This is a genomic window from Hymenobacter norwichensis DSM 15439, from assembly GCF_000420705.1.
Lineage (GTDB): Bacteria > Bacteroidota > Bacteroidia > Cytophagales > Hymenobacteraceae > Hymenobacter > Hymenobacter norwichensis.
On record NZ_ATVL01000008.1, the window covers coordinates 186,376 to 202,112 of the forward strand.

10 protein-coding genes and 1 tRNA gene are annotated in these 15,737 nt (G+C 55.8%); 5 read left to right on the top strand and 6 right to left on the bottom strand.

Annotated elements, in window-relative coordinates; genetic code table 11:
- Positions 1-124: 124 nt before the first annotated feature.
- Positions 125-1,246, bottom strand: a complete 1,122-nt coding sequence (locus G536_RS27560) for a PhoH family protein (RefSeq protein WP_022823821.1) — start codon at positions 1,244-1,246, stop codon at positions 125-127.
- A gap of 135 nt (positions 1,247-1,381) precedes the next feature.
- Here G536_RS27560 and G536_RS27565 point away from each other — a divergent pair, with 135 nt between their 5' ends.
- The 4 genes from G536_RS27565 (at position 1,382) to G536_RS0111905 (ending at position 3,360) form a co-directional block, all read left to right on the top strand.
- Positions 1,382-2,212, top strand: a complete 831-nt coding sequence (locus tag G536_RS27565; RefSeq protein ID WP_022823822.1) for an SAM hydrolase/SAM-dependent halogenase family protein — start codon at positions 1,382-1,384, stop codon at positions 2,210-2,212.
- Between the two features lie 118 nt (positions 2,213-2,330).
- On the top strand, positions 2,331-2,621 hold the full coding sequence (locus tag G536_RS0111895; protein ID WP_026880088.1) for a putative quinol monooxygenase: 291 nt from the start codon (positions 2,331-2,333) through the stop codon (positions 2,619-2,621).
- Positions 2,622-2,723: 102 nt separating this feature from the next.
- Complete coding sequence (gene hscB / locus G536_RS0111900) at positions 2,724-3,260, top strand: Fe-S protein assembly co-chaperone HscB (RefSeq protein WP_022823824.1); 537 nt, start codon at positions 2,724-2,726, stop codon at positions 3,258-3,260.
- An 18-nt stretch (positions 3,261-3,278) separates the two neighbouring features.
- Positions 3,279-3,360, top strand: a tRNA-Leu gene (locus G536_RS0111905).
- Between the two features lie 280 nt (positions 3,361-3,640).
- Here G536_RS0111905 and G536_RS0111910 read toward each other — a convergent pair.
- Positions 3,641-5,059, bottom strand: coding sequence for a glycoside hydrolase family 125 protein (locus G536_RS0111910; protein ID WP_022823825.1), 1,419 nt, complete (start codon positions 5,057-5,059; stop codon positions 3,641-3,643).
- Between the two features lie 352 nt (positions 5,060-5,411).
- Between G536_RS0111910 and G536_RS0111915 the strand changes: the two genes are divergently transcribed.
- Positions 5,412-7,673, top strand: a complete 2,262-nt coding sequence (locus G536_RS0111915) for a GH92 family glycosyl hydrolase (RefSeq protein ID WP_026880089.1) — start codon at positions 5,412-5,414, stop codon at positions 7,671-7,673.
- 199 nt (positions 7,674-7,872) lie between these two features.
- Here G536_RS0111915 and G536_RS0111920 read toward each other — a convergent pair whose 3' ends face one another.
- The 4 genes from G536_RS0111920 to G536_RS0111935 all read right to left on the bottom strand — a co-directional run bounded on the left by G536_RS0111920 (position 7,873) and on the right by G536_RS0111935 (position 14,960).
- On the bottom strand, positions 7,873-8,970 hold the full coding sequence (locus G536_RS0111920) for a family 10 glycosylhydrolase (RefSeq protein WP_026880090.1): 1,098 nt from the start codon (positions 8,968-8,970) through the stop codon (positions 7,873-7,875).
- A complete protein-coding gene (locus G536_RS27570; RefSeq protein ID WP_245575815.1) occupies positions 8,967-10,148 on the bottom strand; it encodes a carbohydrate-binding family 9-like protein in 1,182 nt (393 codons plus the stop codon). The genes G536_RS0111920 and G536_RS27570 overlap by 4 nt, the downstream gene beginning before the upstream one ends.
- 136 nt (positions 10,149-10,284) lie before the next feature.
- Positions 10,285-11,877, bottom strand: a complete 1,593-nt coding sequence (locus tag G536_RS0111930) for a SusD/RagB family nutrient-binding outer membrane lipoprotein (protein ID WP_022823827.1) — start codon at positions 11,875-11,877, stop codon at positions 10,285-10,287.
- An 8-nt stretch (positions 11,878-11,885) separates the two neighbouring features.
- On the bottom strand, positions 11,886-14,960 hold the full coding sequence (locus G536_RS0111935; RefSeq protein WP_022823828.1) for a SusC/RagA family TonB-linked outer membrane protein: 3,075 nt from the start codon (positions 14,958-14,960) through the stop codon (positions 11,886-11,888).
- Positions 14,961-15,737 lie beyond the last annotated feature (777 nt).

Here is a 15,737-nt window from a genome sequence, read left to right on the forward strand (position 1 = left end):
CGCGGACATTCCGCCAATACTTAGTCGGCGAAAGTAGAAACAAAACAAAAAAAGCTACTTCCGGCCGGAAGCAGCTTTTTAAAACCAATTGGAAGCTCTAGCACCAAGGCTAGAGCCCTACCTGCTACAGTTGCTGCTCATGGTTCACAGGCAGTTCTTTGGTGCCATCGTCTTCCGGGCGGGCGTCGGGGTGCCGGCCAGGGTCAGAAGCAGCCGAACCGGGGTTATTGGGCCGGCGGTAGGGCTGCGCTTCCCGGATGGGCCGGTTGATGGAGTTGGCTTGCTCGTGCTGGGCTTCCACATCAAACTTGTCGTAGGCCATCACAATGGACTTCACCAAGCGGTGACGCACCACATCTTCGGAGCTCATTTCCACGAACCCGATGCCGTTTACATCCTTCAGAATATCCAGCGCCTGAATCAGTCCTGATTTCTGCTTGGTAGGTAAGTCAATCTGGCTCCGGTCGCCGTTTACCATCACCTTGGCCGTTGGTCCCATGCGGGTCAAGAACATCTTCAATTGCGAAGGTGTGGTGTTCTGGGCCTCGTCGAGCAGCACGAAAGCGTTGTTCAGCGTCCGGCCGCGCATGTAGGCCAGCGGCGCAATTTCGATGGTCTTGTTCTCCATGTAGAACTTGAACTTCTCGGGCGGCAGCATGTCCTCCAGCGCATCATAAATGGGCCGCAGATACGGGTCAATCTTGTCTTTCAAGTCGCCGGGCAGAAAACCCAGGCTTTCACCGGCTTCCACCACGGGGCGCGAAATGATGATCTTCTTGACCTCTTTGTTTTTGAGAGCCCGCACGGCCAGCGCCACCGAAATGTAGGTTTTGCCGGTACCGGCTGGCCCTAGCGCAAACACCAAGTCATGGCGCATAACGGCATCAACCAAGCGTTGCTGATTGGCAGTCTTAGCTTTGATGACGCCCCCTTTAGCCCCGAACAGAATAACGTCGGGAGAGGCCGCCAGTAATCGATCCTGCTGATCCTCATCGGCCGAGGAAAGGTACTGGTACACAATTTTGTCGGTGATTTGTCCGTACTGGTGATAGTGCTCCAGCAAGGCCGACAGGATGTCGTTGATACGGCTGATGACGGGCGTTTGGCCCTGTATTTTAATCTCGTTGCCGCGGGAAATAATTTTGCTACCCGGAAAAGCCGCCGCTAGCTGACGGATGTTCTGGTTATCGGGCCCCAGGAAATCAATCAGGGACACGTTTTCGAGCGTGATGACTTTCTCTACCAAATTAAGGGGTGGTAAGGACTAAGGAGTTGAGTGAAATGAAGGCACCTGAACAACATCGGTTGATGCAAATAGCCTACTTTTGCCGCCCTTGAAGGGCAATAAAACAATAGTACGAAGAACTCAGGATTTCCGGCAATGGGCTTAATTACGTTTCTGTCTGACTTCGGATACCGCGACCACTACGTGGCAGCAGTGAAGGCGCGGATTCTACAATTGGCGCCCGCCGTGCCGGTTCTCGACATTTCGCACGCTGTTGAACCCTTCAACATCGCGCACGCCGTTCACGTTCTAAATGCGGTATTTCGTGATTTCCCGGCGGGTACCGTGCACCTAGTTGGCGTTAATGATTTGGGTGGTCCCCGCGCCGCCTGGCACGCCGCTAGCTTCCAGGGCCATTACTTCGTAGCCGCCGATAATGGCTTGCTCGCGCTACTCTGCGACGGCCAGCCTGAAGAGTTGGTAAGCTTGGGCGCGGCCAGTACGCCTACCTCCTCCCCCACCCGTGACCTGCTGGCCCCGGCCGCCGTGTACCTGGCGCAGGGCGGCCGCCTGACCGACCTCGGCCCCACAGTTATGCAGTTCTACCAGTTGCTCAACCGCCAAGTGCGCCTCCAGGATAACCGCATCACCGGGCACGTGGTGCACATCGACCATTACGGCAACCTGATTACCAATATCACGCGGCAGGCAGTGGAAGTTATTGGCCGCAACCGCTCCTACACCGTGCATTTCGCCCGCGAAATAGTGCGTGAAATTGCCGCCCATTTTCAAGCCGCCGACCCTGGCGAGGCCGTCTGCATTTTCAACAGCCAGGATCAACTTTGCATCGGCATTAACCAAGGCAACGCTTCAGAATTGCTGGGCCTGCACTTCGACTCCCAAGTGGACTTACGGTTTCCAACTGAAGAAACAACAATAGCACCCCCGACTTCGGAAAATTATACAAACAGAGGTTTAAAATCTTAGCTCAAGCAATATAAAGCAAGCTTTTCACTTTGTTTTATACTTATGTTAAGTAGAATATAATAGATCAAAAGCGTACCTCGTACCTATCCCCACAGGTGAGCTTTCTAACTCGGACCCTATGCTGATTCGAATTGTGAGAATGACGTTTCTGCCGGAGGCGTTACCAGCATTTCTAGAGCTTTTCCGCAACTCCGAACAGCAAATCAGGCAGATGCCAGGCTGCGAGTTTCTGGAACTGTGGCAGGATGTTGACCAAGCCAACGTATACTGCACTCACAGCCATTGGCACTCCGCAGAAGCACTAAACACCTACCGCCGCTCGGAGCTATTCGGGCGCGTGTGGCCGGCTACTAAAAGGCTATTCGCCGCTCCGGCACAAGCGTTTTCGGTACAGCAAGTATCATCGTAGGTCATCTAGTGCTATTACACTTAGGTGGGCACCTAACACTATCGGCATCTTAATATCACTCCAACCTGCTAACCTTAATCGGCGAAACCGGTATTGCTAGCTATGGAAACCAATTATTTCGAGTTTTACAATCTACCCGAATCCTTTCAGCTCGATGAAGCGGCCCTGAAACGCCGCTACTATGCGCTGAGCCGCGAATATCACCCCGATTTTCACGCTACGGAAAGCGCCGAACGGCAACAGGAGGTATTGCGCCTATCAACACTTAATACCAACGCCTACCGCACTCTTTCTGACGCTGACCTGCGTATGGCCTACATTTTGGGAAGCCACGGGCTACTAGAGGAAGGCAAACAGTCAATGCCGCCAGATTTTTTGATGGAAGTAATGGAGTTGAACGAACAAATAATGGAACTGGAATTTGACCCAGATCCGGAGGTAGCTGCACGGGTAGAAACCGAGGTTAAGACCCTGACTGACACCCTAGATGCGGGTATTACACCTGTGCTGGCAGGTTACTCTGGGCTCCCCCCTGAGGCGCGCCCCCAAGCCTTACAACAGGTAAAAACTTATTATTTGAAGAAGCGCTACTTGTTGCGGATTCGCGAAAGTCTAACTAAGTTTGCACCCCGCTCCTGAATAGCAAGAGCGAGTGAAGCCCAGATGGCGGAACCGGTAGACGCGTTGGTCTCAAACACCAATACCGCAAGGTGTGCCGGTTCGACTCCGGCTCTGGGTACCTAGGAGTGATTAATTTCCTCCTGTTAGCAAAAAGGCTTCCTCAAGCAATTGAGGAAGCCTTTTTGCATTTCGTCTTCTGTCAAATAGGTATCTGTTCAGCGTTGCCAACGCCACACTCCTGCCTTGGAGCTGAAGCTTACCAGATCTGGCTTACAATAATTTCTTATTGAAGACTAGCTTGGATTTGAATGGGTATTAATTGGCTTGAAAGGATACTCACCTTTTGATGGCTGCCTGATCATTTACTCAAGCCATAACAACAGGTACTGTAACGCAAATCAGGCCAGCAACTTCGGCTTCTCCTGATACACCTTCCAGAGAAACTCGCCGAAGAGGGTGTTGGCCCAGGCAAACCAAGCCCGTGTGAACTTGGCAGCGTCGTTCTTGTGAAAGGATTCGTGCATGTAGCCGGTGCTGGCGTGGGTGGCGCGCAGGCTTTCCACACAGGCGCGGATTTCAACGTCGCTGGAACTGGTGAGTCCGCGCATGGTGATGGCAATGGGCCAGATCATATCTTGGCCGACGTGGGGGCCGCCAATACCTTCCGCGGCGCGGCCTTTAAAGAAGAACGGGTTGTTTTCGGAGAGGATAAACTTGCGCGTGTTCTGGTAGATGGGGTCCGTAGCGGGTAGCGCGCCCAGGTAAGGCAGGGCCAGCAGGCTAGGCACGTTGGCGTCGTCCATTAGCACTTGGCTGCCGAAACCATCCACTTCGTAGGCGTAGATTTTGCCATGCTGGGGGTGGTCTACTACGGCGTGTTGACGCAGGGCAGTTTCTACTTCGTCGGCTAGGGCGGTAAGTTCCTGCGCGGTCTTGGGGTCCTTGGCCAGCTGGGTCATCATTTCGCTGGCTTGGCGCAGGCTGGTTACGGCGAAAAAGTTGCTGGGTATCAGGAAGGAATAGAGCGTGGCATCGTCGCTGGGGCGGAAGGCCGAGCAGATTAGGCCGGTTGGGCGCACGGGGTAGCCGTAGCCGCTCATCGGCTGGGTATCGGTGGCTTTGGCGGTTTCGCGCTGAAACTTGTAGGGGCCCAGGTCCGTTTTGCGCTGCTGCTCCCGGAAGGTTTGCAGCACCATGCGGATGGACTGCTGCCAAGTGGTATCGAATGGGCTGGAATCCTTCGTGATTTTCCAGTAGTGGTAAGCCAGCCGAATGGGGTAGCAGAGCGAGTCGATTTCCCATTTCCGCTCGTGGATGCCGGGCTGCATGGCCGTCAGGTCCGACTTCCACTCCCCCACTTTCGTGTTGTCGCCATAGAAAGCGTTGGCGTAGGAGTCTTTGAGGATGCAGCGCGTTTGGCGGTTGATGACACCGGCCACCAGTTGCCGCAGTTCGGCATCCTTACCCATAAACTGTAGGTAGGGCCACACCTGCGCCGAACTATCGCGCAGCCACATGGCGTCGATGTCGCCGGTGATGACGTAGGTATCAGGGCGCCCCTCCCGCGTGGCGTAGGTTACGGTGGTGTCCAGGGTGCTGGGGAAGCAGTTCTCGAACAGCCAGCCTAGCTCCTGATTGGGCACTTTTTTCTGGAACTCCTTGATGGCCGCCTCCACGGAGCGGCTGCGAAACCGCCGCTTCGCCTCCGCCGGGCGCACCACCGGGAAGCTAGGGGCCGCAGCTAGCAGTGAAGTGGGCTGTAGCAGCGCGCCGCCAGAAAGTAGCGTGAGGCCCTGAAGGAATGATCTACGATTCATGGGGTCAAGGAGAAGTGGAGTGGGAAGCTTTCCTGGGCAAGCTACGGTGATTTCGAGACAGGAGGATGGAGCAGCAAGAAGCGGCAGGTGGCGGGGAGTGTGGATAGCCAAGTCAGGTTTGAATGACCGGGAGTCAACTCTGTATTGCCCAACTATTCACACGAATAGAAAGCCTGCACTACCGCTTTCTACTATGGATTATCGGCTAAAATATTCATGAATTGTACAATCTACCAAGAGGTGCTTAAACATTTTAGCATATTTACCCGGAAGCCTAGCTACCTGCCATTATCATGAGAGCAAGCTTCCACTGCTCAGGCCTACATCTGCACAAGTCAAACTCCTGCTTTTCATGCTTCAATCTGTCTTAAAATGGGTTCCACGGCTGCTAGCAAGTAGTCTGTTGCTGGTGGCTACCTCCTCGTCGGCTCAGCGCCTTACTTCGTTTGTTGACCCGCTGATTGGCACTGGGGGGCACGGGCACGTTTTTCTGGGAGCCAATGTGCCCTTTGGGGCCGTGCAGCTCGGGCCGCAGAACATCTTTAAGGGCTGGGATTGGTGTTCGGGCTACCATTACTCCGACAGCTTGCTAACCGGCTTCAGCCACACCCACCTCAGCGGTACCGGGGGCGCCGACCTCGGCGACGTGCTTATCATGCCCTACACCGGGGAAATCAAGACCGATAAAGGCCAACAGAAAGCGCCCCACCAGGGCTACCTCTCGCGCTTCTCGCACCAGCGGGAAGTGGCGCGCCCCGGCTACTACGCCGTCACCCTCGACGACTACGGGATTCGGGCGGAGCTGACCAGCACGGAACGGGTGGGCTTTCACCGCTACACGTTTCCGGCGGGGGGCCGCAAGCCGGCGCACGTTATCATCGATTTGAAAGAAGGCATTGACGACCAGGCCACGGAAACCTATCTGGAGCAAGTGGACCCGCAGACCTTCGTAGGCTATCGGTTCTCGAAGGGCTGGGCCAACGCGCAACGTGTGTACTTCGCAATCAAGGTGTCGGCACCCGTGCCCAAGTTTGCGCTCTATGAAGAGGCCCAGTTGCTGGCTGGTAAAGCCGGGAAAGGCAAGGCCACCAAGGGAGTCTTCACTTTCGACAAGGCCCCGGCCAACTTACTGCTGAAGGTGGGGTTGTCGCCGGTTAGCACGCAAAACGCGCTGGCCAATATTGCGCAGGAAATTCCGGGCTGGGACTTCAGTAAAGTGCAACAGGCCGCCGACCAGAAATGGAACCAGGAGCTAGCCAAGCTGACCATTGAAACCAAAGATGCTACGGCCCGGCGCATCTTCTACACGTCTATGTACCACGCCTTATTTGCGCCCGCGCTGTTCAATGATGTGAACGGGGACTACCGCGGGTCCGATGGCAAAGTCTACCCCAAAGCGCCTTTCACCAACTACACCACCTTCTCGCTCTGGGACACGTACCGGACGGAGCACTCCTTGTTTACCTTGGTGCAGCCCGAGCGGGTAGGCGGCATGATGCAGTCCATGCTCGCCATTCACCAGCAGCAAGGCAAGCTGCCCATCTGGCACCTGATGGCTAACGAAACCAACACGATGGTGGGCTACAGCGCCGTACCGGCCCTCGCCGAAGCCTACCTCAAAGGCACTCCCGGCCTTGATGGCAACCAGGTGCTGGCGGCCATGAAGACCTCCAGCACCCGCGACGACCAAGGGGTGAACTACCTCAAAACCATGGGCTTCATTCCGGCGGATAAGGAAAGCGAATCGGTGGCCAAGGCCATGGAATACGCCATCGACGACTGGAGCATTGCCCAGGTGGCCCTAAAACTCGGCCGCCAAGACGACTACAAAACGTACACTGAACGCGCCCAGTACTACAAGAAATACTACGACCCGCACACCCGCTTTATGCGCGGCCTCACCTCCGACGGCAAGTTTCAGCTGCCCTTCGACCCCATTCAGTCCATCCACCGCCAGAACAACTACACCGAGGGCAACGCCTGGCAGTACACCTGGCTGGTGCCCCACGACGTGCCGGGCCTGATCAAGCTCTTCGGCAGCGACGCCGCCTTCACTGAAAAACTGGACAGCCTGTTTGTCATCAAAGGGGATTTAGGCAGCAGCGCCTCGCCCGATATTTCGGGCCTGATTGGCATGTACGCCCACGGCAACGAGCCCAGCCACGCTACTGTTTATCTGTACTCCTACGCGGGCCAGCAGTGGAAAACAGCCGAGAAAGTACGCCAGGTGCTCCACGAAATGTACAAAGACAAACCCGACGGCATCAGCGGCAACGAGGACTGCGGGCAGATGAGCGCCTGGTACATTCTGTCGGCGCTGGGCTTCTACCCGGTAAGCCCCAGCAGCGGGGCCTACGTGCTAGGCAGCCCCATCATAGACAAAGCCACCATCCAACTACCAAAGGGCAAACGCTTCGTGATTGAAGCCCGCAATAACGGCCCGCAAAATCCTTATATCCAGTCAGTAATCCTCAACGGTAAGCCATATACCAACAGCTTCCTGCTGCACCGCGACATAGTAGCCGGTGGCACCTTGCAGCTAACAATGGGGCCGCAACCAAACAAAGCGTTTGGCGCCGCCGCAGCCGCCCGGCCTAGGGAGGTTTACAAGTAACCCCCTCCAACTGGCTTCTAAGCTGTGCGAATGGTAGACTGTTTGCACCAAATCACAACCAAATAGACCGTCATGCAGAGGCGGAGCCGAAGCATCTCGCCTGCTGACGTTGGGTTAGTAATCCAGTATCAGCACGCGAGATGCTTCGCTGCGCTCTGCATGACGGCCCTGTTTGGTTGTGGTTTGCTGTCTACACGGTTTAGGAGCGACGAACCACTTTTGCCGAGGCAGTTTTCAAGGCGGCCAGCGTCCCATCGGATATATCGCCGAATAGGGAAACCCCGGCTGCGCCGTTGCGCAGGGCATTTTCTATGCCTTGCTGCACTTCGGTGTCGTTCTTGAAATCGGGTAGGAATAGGCCTGCGTACAACGGAAACTTGCCGTTCAGCGCCTGTACGCCTTCCTTAGTGGCCTGTCCAATCCAGGCTACGTTTTCTTTGTAGAACCCGTGGTAAATCATGGGGCACACGCCGCTGATATTCCAGTTCACCCAGTCCTGTTTCACGTTGCGATGCGCAATGTCGGGGGTGGGAAACACGGCGGCGGTTATCGGCTTCTTGTAGGATTTGGCCACGTTGGTCAGCCGCCGTACCACTTCATTGACCTGCTCATACCGGAACGCCCGCCACGAAGGGCTGGCCTCCGGGTACTGCACGGTATCAATGTCGAGGCCGTATTGGGCTTTGTAGGCCGCTTTGCACACCGGGCAGTAGCAGAAGTCGTACTCTGGTAGCTCGCTGGTTTGCACAATCTTGTAGTTGTCCCAGAGGTTCACCGGCAGAATCACGTCGCAGAAGCGTACGTAGTCGAGGTGGATGCCGTCTACGTAGTCCTTTTTGAGGGCGGCGGCGTAGTCCTGTTCCAGGTACTTCTTCACCTCTTCGCGTGAGGGGCACAGCCAGCGGTAATAGTCTACGTAAGGCGGGTGGGTGGCGCAGGATTCGCCTTTGCGGCTCACGGCGTACCACTCGGGGTGCGCTTGCAGCAGGGTTTTCTCGCCCCGGTTCATAGTCCAGATCCAGTGGTGCGCTTCCAGCTTCTGCGCTTTCGCCGCCCGGAAATGCTTCTCGCTGTCCTTCTCGAAGAAGATGCCTCGGATGCCCACCTCGTAGTACTTGCGGTAGCGGGCAGCGAGTTGCGCCTCGGTGTCTTTCAGGTCGGGGTTGGTCCATACCCAATGCTTCCAGGTGGCGGCGGGGGCGGCTACGGGCAGCGCCGCCTGGGCCACGGACGGCAGGGCGGCGGCCGATAAGCCCGTCAACAAACTGGTTTTAACGAATTTCCGGCGGCTGGTCATGGTTTCAGGGTTTCGATTAGTCCTTCGTCGTTGATGCGAATGGTAGGGTTGCCCGCAGCCGTGATGCTGGCTGTGAACTGGTAAGGCGTAGCGGCTAACTGAAGCTGGTGGCTGCGGCTGTTGATTTCCGCTTGCGGCGCTACCTTCAAGGCGGCTAACGTGGTAGCGTAGCGGCCGTGTTGTTGCCGGTACGTCTGTTGCCGGTAGTACACCAGCCACAAGTAGCGCCGGCGCAGCTCACTATCGGGCAGCTTGAACGTGGTATTGGCTTGGCGGGTGAACTGCAAGTAGCCCCAGCGCTCCGGGTAGTGCATATTCACCACGCCCTGCGGCGACCAGACCCAATTGTGCTCAGGCAAATCCTTACCCGCCGCATCTTGCAGCTTCTTGTTTTTACCATCGGCCACCTTCGTATCCCATTGCACGCGTGAGAAGTTGATGCGCCATTGGGTGCCTTCCGTGGGGGGCTGGAAAGGGAACCCCATGCGCAGCGCTTTCAGCGGAATGGCCATTTCCACGGTCCAGCTTTCGTCCACGTCCTGCGGTTGGTTGAGGATACCTTTGATGGCCACGCCCGACCGCAGCCCCGCCACGTCCCAGCCAATTAAAGCGTCGCCTTTGTTGCGGTAGGGCTTGGGCAGGTACAGGTCGAAAATCTTGTTCAGCGCGTTTACTTCAATCTCGAAGTACTGGTGCGTGTTGTTGTCGGGGTCAATGAATAGCTCGAAGTCGTTGTCGTGGTAGATGATGTCGTCGTGGTGAGTTTGCGTGGCCCAGATTTGCGGCTCTTGCAACGTGGCAGCCACGAATAGCGTGGAGTCGTTCCAGAGCATCTTCACTTGGGTCTGCAAACTCGGCAGCGGCTTGGCCTTGCCTTCAATATCCACGAAGTCGGTGCTCCAGGCAGCTTTTTGCCAGTCACTTTCCTGCAAGTTTCCATCCATTGCCAGGGGCTGGGTGGTGTGCTGCACTACATAGCTGTTGGGAGTTGTAAAGAGGTGTTCTAGCCCTTGAAACGGGTTCTGCGCTTGCAGTGGCGCCGCTACTGCCAGGCTGAGCAGCCAGCCCCACCACCGCCCCGCTGCCGGCGCTATGCGGATACCCGCTTTCGACCGGGTACCTGATTTTCTCTTATATGTTGTGGCGTTTAGCTTCAATAGACTCAGGTTATGTGGCAAGATGCAAGAAGACACGCTGCTACCATTATGCAGAACGTAGCTTCTCTCCTCCCCTTACTAGTAAACAAAAAGTGAGGCTTCACCCCAGGCTCGCCCAGAGTAAAGCCTCACGTACAAATGGCTATCCGATAACCAGTTATCTATCCCACCACACCCTCGACGTCAGCTGGTCGCCGCCGCTCAGGTTGGCTACGGCTGCCTGGTAGCCGTTCGGGTTGTTGGAGTTTTCAGTTGTTGGGTAGATAATGCGGCGCGGAATGGTGGCGTTGGTTACGTTGCCAGGGTAGTTTACGGGCACCAATATCGGGAACCCGGAGCGCCGCCAGTTAAACCAGCCTTCGAAGAAATTGAAGGTAGTGGAAGCTTCCAGCCAGTACTGCTCGTTGATTTGCTGAAGCGCGTTGGTGGTCCGCAACGGATTGGCCACTACAAAGGCGTCGATGGTGGCAGCGGGTACAGTGGCAGCGGCATCAAGCTGCGCCAACGACTGCATGGCTCCGCGCAAGCCGTTGGCGTAGTGCGTGGCGGCGTTGGCCCCCACGCTCCACCCACGCGAAGCAGCTTCCGCTAGCAAAAACTCGGTTTCAGCGTAGGTCAATAGGAAGGCTGGCGTGTTCTGCTTGATATACACGCTGGCACGCGGCCGGGAGTAGTTGCCGAGCAGTGCAACATCAGCCCCGGTACCCGTAGGGCCCGGATAGTCGGCGCGCTTACGGATGTCGAAGGCCCCGCCGGTTAGGTCGTAGCCGTTTGGCAGGCCGCGCTGGACCGCAGCAGCGGTATTGCCGGCCAGGCCTTGGTTGGCATTGTTGGCCGCACCGGCCTGCGGAATTTCGGCAATTACGCCCAGCCGTGGGTCGCTGGTGGTGCGCAGATAATCAATCAGCGTCTTGCTCCATTTCACCTCCCGGAAATCGTCGGTGGTGCGCAGGGCGTTGCTGGAGGCATTCTGAGTATCGCCGAAAGCAATGTCGGTGCGCAGCAGGGCGTTTTCGGTGGTGCTAGCCAAGGTACCGGCCGCCGCCGCCTTCTCAGTCCAGGTTCTGGCCGTAGCTGCATCCACCTTGGTCATGCGCATGGCCACGCGCACCATCAGCGAGTACCCCAACCGGCGCCATTGAGCCACGTCGCCGCCATAAAACAAGTCACCGGTGGCGGTAGGGGCCGCCGGATCGAGGCTGTTGATGGCCGCTTCCAACTGGGTCAGCAACTGCGGATAGATGTCCTGCTGCTTGTCGTACTTCGGCGTCACAATGCCCTGCGACGCCTGCAACGCTTCCGAAAACGGAATGTCGCCGTAGGTGTCCGTAATGCGTTGGAATATCATGACCTTCATGATGTTGCTGATAGCAACAGTATTGGCAAAGCGGGTGGCATTCTGCGTATTCGCTACGCTGATGGCCTGCTGCAAGCGGCTCAGGGCAGTGTAGCCTTCGTTGAACGCCTGGGCCTGGTAACCGGTGAAGCCGCCCGCGTTGACGTACTTATCGCCGTTGCCGTAATAGTTGAAGGTACTAGCTATGGCCTGAATGGCTGGCGCCTGGTAGAGCAGCTGCGTGTACCCCGTGTTGCCGTACCGCAGTTGAGCGTCGGCAAGCAGGTAGTTCGGGTTCAAATTGGCAGCCGAGGCTGCGTTGGGGTTGGTATTGACCTCATCCAGCTTGTCTTCCGAACAGGAAGAGCTGAACAGAATGGCGGCGAAACCTATATAGAAGATCGGGTTTTTCATGGTTCCGATTACTTGAATTTAACGTTGAGAGTAACACCGTACGTTCTGGCGAAAGGCAAAGACCCGCCTTCTACCCCGGCATAAGTCACCAGCGGCGAAATCGTATTCTCAGGGTCGATGTTGTCGGTGTGCTTCATGATGGTGAACAGGTTGCGGCCCACCAACGACAAGGTAACGGCCTGGAACGGCGTATTAGCCAAGATGGCCTGGTTGAGCGTGTACCCGAAGGTGAGCTGCCGGAACTTGATGAAGCTGCCATCCAGCACGGCCACCGACGACACGTTGGTAGCTAGCTGCGGATAGTAGGTGTATGCCGGCACCGAAATGTTATTTACCTCGCCGTTTTCCTTCACGCCTTCCACCACAATGCCGGTTTCACGGCCTTCCAGGGTGGCTTTGTTCAAACCACGCGTGTAAGAGTAATACTCGGTGGCCGACAGAATCTTGTTGTTGAACTTGTAGTCGATCAGGAACGACAGGTTGAAATCCTTGAACGTGAAATCGTTGTTCCAGCCCCCAAACAGGTTGGCAATGCCCGAACCCATCGGCTTCAGGTCGCCGCGCAACGGCACCCCGTTGGCGCCCACTATGATGTTGCCGCTGGCGTCGCGCTTGTAGTCGTAGGCCATTACCTGCGCAATCGGCAGGCCCTTCACGATGGAGATATTGCCATTCATGGGGCGGTACGTGCCGGTTTGCAACGCTGGTGGGTTCTCCGACTGGTCGATTTCCAGCACCTCGTTTTTCAGCTTGGTGATGTTGAACGAAGACGTCCAGTTGAAGCTACCGGTTTTGGCTGGTACCACGGTCAGCATGGCTTCTACGCCTCGATTCATGGTCGAGCCTAGGTTCACCGAGCGGCTCTCGAAGCCGGTGGAAGAGGAAAGGCTGGCGGCTACAATCTCGCCGTTGGTTTTGCGGCGGAAATAGGCCGCGTCCAGCATAATGCGGTTCTGGAAGAAGCGCAATTCTGTACCCACCTCGTACTCGTTGAGGCTGTAAGGCTTGAGGTTGGCGTTGGGCAAGCGGCTATCAAACGAAGCCCGTGGGACACCGTTGATGGGGTTGCCAATGTTGTAGTAGAACGACGTCTGATAAGGCTGCGCTGGCTCGCCGCTGGTTTCGGCGTACGAGGCGCGCAACTTACCGTAGCTCAGCACCGACGATTCAATTAGGTCGGAGAAGATGAAGCTGGTGGAAACCGACGGCGTGAAGATGCTGCGGTTGTCGCGCGGCAACGTCGAGAACTGGTCGTAGCGGCCCGTGGTGCTCAGGGTCAGAAACTTGTAAGAGAAGTCGGCAGTGTAGTACGCCGAAGGCGTTTCCAGCTGCGTGTACTGATACTCCGAGTTGCGGCTGCGCAAGTTGGAAGGCGCGTACAGGTACGGCACGATAAACTGCCCACCGTACAAACGGCTGCTTTCAAAGTTGTTGCGGCGGTAGTTGGCACCCAAGCTGGCATCAACCGAGAAATCTTCAGTGAACTGCTTACTGAAAGACAGCAAGGCGTCGGTGTTCAACTCCAAGCGGGAGCCCAAGGTCAGGTTCTCCAGTCCGCCTTCCCCGCTAGCCGAGTAGAGCGTGCCGTAAGGCGTCACGTTGAAGCGCCGGTCGCTGGAGTAGTCGTAGCCCACGCGGCCCATCAACGACAGGAAGTCGGTGAAGGCATACTTGGCCGACAGCGCGCTGATGAGGCGTTTGCGCGACAGATCATTCTTGAACTGGTTCACCACAAACCAAGGATTGGTGGCGTAGCTATCCGGGTTCCAGGCGGTTTCCAGGCCGTTGTTGTCGGGGTTGAAACCCGGCTTCAGAATGGCCTGGTCCACATTGGGCGCCAGGAAAATGATGTTGTTGGCGTTCAGCGGCGAGTCGCTCAGGTACGGGCGGTTCTGGTCTTTCTGGTCGATGTAGTTGGCGGTCAGGTTGAAGCTCAGACGTTTCGTCAGATCGTAGCCCGTAGTCAGGTTGACGGTCCGGCGGTCGAGGCCGCTGTTGCGCAAAATCGACTTGCCATCTAGGTTCGATACCGACAAACGGTAGGTGCCTTTGTCACCACCGCCAGAAATAGCTAAGGTGTTGGTCCAGGAAGGAGCCGTGCGGTAGAAGTTTTCGATGTTGTCGCGGGCCGGCGAATACGCATGCGGCTGGCCATCAATGCCAATCACCTGCGCGCCGTCCATCCGTTCGCCCCAGGCAGCATTACCCGAGCTAATGGCGGAAGCAGCATCAATAGGACGTACGCCCTGGCTGCCTTGGCCGTACACGTACTGAAAATCAGTGTTGTCAACGGCCCGGTCGAATTGCAGGTTGGTGTTGTACTCGATGGTGGTTTTGCCGCGGCTGCCGCTCTTGGTCGTGATTTGGATAACGCCGTTGGCGGCCCGCGCACCGTACAATGCCGAAGCCGTCGAGCCTTTCAGCACGGTCATCGTTTCGATGTCGTCGGGGTTGATGTTGCCGAGGCCGTCGCCGAGGTCGGCTCCGCCCCATTCGCCGGAGCTACCGCGCACCGTGTTGTCCATCGGTACCCCGTTGATAACAATCAGCGGCTGTGAAGTGCCCGAAAACGACGTAACCCCCCGAATGTTCAGGCGGGCCGAAGCACCCGGTCCGCCGCTGGTGCCCTGCACGTTCAGGCCAGCCACCCGCCCCGACAAGGAGTTGGCGACGTTGCTTTCGCGGGCCACGTTCAGGACATTGCCGTCTACTTTCGTCACGGCATAGCCCAGTTTCCGCTCGTCTTTCTTGATACCGAGTGCGGTTACGACTACTTCGCCCAGTTGCTTGGTGTCAGTGGCCATCACCACGTTGATGGAGGAGCGCCCATTAATCGCTACGGTCTGGCTCACGAAGCCAATGTAGGAGAACACCAGAGAAGCGTTATCAGGGGCGCTGAGGGAGTAGTTTCCATCTACATCCGAGACAGTACCCTGCGTGGTTCCGCTCACTTGCACGCTCACCCCGATGAGCGGCGCGTTGTCGGAGCCGCTTATCTTACCGGAAACCTTGGTTGTTTGTGCATAGCCGTAGCCCTGACAAAGCAGCAAGAGTAAAACAATCAACTGTACTGTTCTTCTCATGGCAAATTGAATAAGTGAGTGATGATGAACCGGTTGTGCTGTGCAACTTCGGATGAGGCAGCATGAAGCTGTTATGCTACCTATCCGCGCGACTAAAAACAAGGCTTAGTTCTGGCCTTGCAGCTAACTAAGTTGAAGACTTCGGGAAAAGCTGAAGAGGTGATTATCACTGATGAAAGCGGCATTTGGGCGGGTGCAAAAACGTTTAACCAAGTCTATAAAATGTTTTATACGAAGGGCTTTTTAGAACTCCTTCGATACTGAGCGACCTTATTTTCTTGGGTATTATGGTTTTCTCGCACCATGGAGCCTGAAAAATGTAATTTTTCAAGCAAGTACATGCCAACTGCACCTCAGTAAAGCATTCCCTGTTGCAGTGCTTGGGATACTTTGCAAATGCAGACCTACTCTACATCACTTGAAGAGTGACACCTTTCTGATGTTGGTCTTCAGGCCAGGGTTGAACTGCATTTTAAGAAGCAGTTACTGATGACTTAATTCAAACGTAATCACCTGTTTATTATAAAGCAAATAAATAAAGTAAAAATACACCCCTATTCACTAATTAAATTTGATGGGAGTGTGCGCACACGCAGACAATTCATGCATATAATACCAAACTTCATATATTAACAGACATTTTATAATTATAAGCAGTCCAGATAAGACTTAAGGTAGACTTATCAGTTGTTACAGAACAGCTAATTGCCGCCTGTACTAGGCGCTATTTACACCAACACTAGTGTAGCGCCACTACATACACAGGCCACGAAATGT

Coding starts and splice junctions, on each gene's coding strand:
- G536_RS27565 (WP_022823822.1), top strand. CDS start 1,382: ATGGGCTTAATTACGTTTCTGTCTGACTTCGGATACCGCGACCACTAC.
- G536_RS0111895 (WP_026880088.1), top strand. CDS start 2,331: ATGCTGATTCGAATTGTGAGAATGACGTTTCTGCCGGAGGCGTTACCA.
- hscB (WP_022823824.1), top strand. CDS start 2,724: ATGGAAACCAATTATTTCGAGTTTTACAATCTACCCGAATCCTTTCAG.
- G536_RS0111910 (WP_022823825.1), bottom strand. CDS start 5,059: ATGAATCGTAGATCATTCCTTCAGGGCCTCACGCTACTTTCTGGCGGC.
- G536_RS0111915 (WP_026880089.1), top strand. CDS start 5,412: ATGCTTCAATCTGTCTTAAAATGGGTTCCACGGCTGCTAGCAAGTAGT.
- G536_RS0111920 (WP_026880090.1), bottom strand. CDS start 8,970: ATGACCAGCCGCCGGAAATTCGTTAAAACCAGTTTGTTGACGGGCTTA.
- G536_RS0111930 (WP_022823827.1), bottom strand. CDS start 11,877: ATGAAAAACCCGATCTTCTATATAGGTTTCGCCGCCATTCTGTTCAGC.
- G536_RS0111935 (WP_022823828.1), bottom strand. CDS start 14,960: ATGAGAAGAACAGTACAGTTGATTGTTTTACTCTTGCTGCTTTGTCAG.